General features: G+C 56.3%; 1 protein-coding gene. It reads right to left on the bottom strand.

Annotation, left to right across the window (positions count from 1 at the left end):
- Positions 1-142 precede the first annotated feature (142 nt).
- Entirely contained in the window at positions 143-1,321 is a 1,179-nt protein-coding gene (locus tag ACO5R6_RS07625) for an IS110 family RNA-guided transposase (RefSeq protein WP_485626576.1), read from the bottom strand.
- Positions 1,322-1,590: the final 269 nt, after the last annotated feature.

The raw sequence follows: 1,590 nt of genomic DNA, 5'->3' as shown, positions 1-1,590 counted from the left end.
GGAGACCAGCTATGGCTTGTCAAGCATTTTCAAGAGGAGATTTAAGGACAGTTTTTAAGTAGGCAAAGACCAAAGTACCAGAGCAAGTCAGGCACCTTGAAAGTCGAATATCGAATGCTTGTGGGGACAATGTCCTACAAGACTATCTGTCTGGGTCATACTCCTTCTTGTCGCGCATGACAGCAAAGACGATGTGGCACAGCTTCCTTGCAACCGCTGTCACAGCCACACGGTGCGGCTTGCCCTCAGCCCGTTTCTTTCTGTAGAACTCTCTGAGCTTGGTATCGTATTGCCAGGCGCGGCTTGCGGCGAGCCAGATGGACCGTCTCAGGTAGGGGTCTCCACCCTTGGAGATGGAGCCTCCACCGGAGTCGAACTCGCCAGACTGACTCACGCTTGAGTCGAGACCTGCGTAGCGCACAAGTGCCTTGGCACTGGCAAACCTGGATATGTCACCTATCTCGGCCACGATCTGGGCACCGGTGACCTCTCCAACTCCGGGGATGGTCAGTACCAAAGGCTCAATGTCGCGCAGTAGCGCGCCGATCCGCGCGGCGATCTTGTTAGCCTCATCCTGCAGGAACTCGATGGTCCTTACCAACGAGCGAACCTGTATCGAGGCAGCCTCAGAACCGATCCTGTAACCCACAGATGTCTTAGCGGCCTCCATGACCTCTGTGGCCTTGCCTTCGCTAAGTCTTCCTCTGGACGCTTCTAAAAGCGTCCTTGAGACCGTAGTGGCCTTCCTGCGCACGAGGTCAGCAGGAAGTGGTGCCAACTCCAATAGCGCCAGCGATGAGGCACACATGGGATCTGAGAAGAGACTCTCATACTCAGGGAAGTAGGCATCGAGGATACATATGAGTTGGGTTTTCACTTCGGCAACGTCGCCCTTTATCGACTGGTGATAGCGGGTGAGGACCCTAAGCGACTGGACCTTCTCGTCGGCGAGTGCACTCGGCTCACACTGGCCGATTCTCAGTGTCTCAGCAATGAGCTCAGAGTCGACGCGATCGTTTTTCACGTGCTCCATGCCCTTAAGCTTACGCACGGCCTTGACCTGCATGGGGTTAATCACACAGACTGCATAGCCTGCGGCCACTAGGTGGCTAAATAGCGCCATCCAGTAATGTCCGGTGGCCTCCATCGCCACCAAAACATCGTCGGGTTCCTCCGCGAGCCCCTCGAGCCAGCATATGCACCTCTCAAAGCCGTCACCCGAGTTTTTGAAGGACATAGGCTTGCACACAGCCTTGCCTCTCTCATCAACGGCGCCGATCACATGCACCCTCTTCGCGATGTCCACGCCCACGTAGTACATGGCACCAACCCTCCTTCCTGGCGCAGCAGGCGGACACCCGTCAGCAACCGCCCAGGACCGCAGCCTCCTAGAAGAGATCCGGGGTGCACCCTGTTGTGTCCCCATCCAGCTTATTCGCGGCCAGCCTGGGTGGGACGGTTATGCCACTCTCCCTGTTACGAGGTCCTTGGAGGCCCCATATTACATGTCGGCATCCCGTCCGCCAGATCTGCATTGCCTCGACAAGCATTCGATATTCGGCCTGAAAAGGCAACAACTAGAAGATAGGA

Source organism: Shuttleworthella sp., from assembly GCF_057251025.1.
The sequence above is the reverse complement of the archived record's forward strand: the minus strand, read 5'-3'. Positions and strand labels throughout refer to the sequence as shown.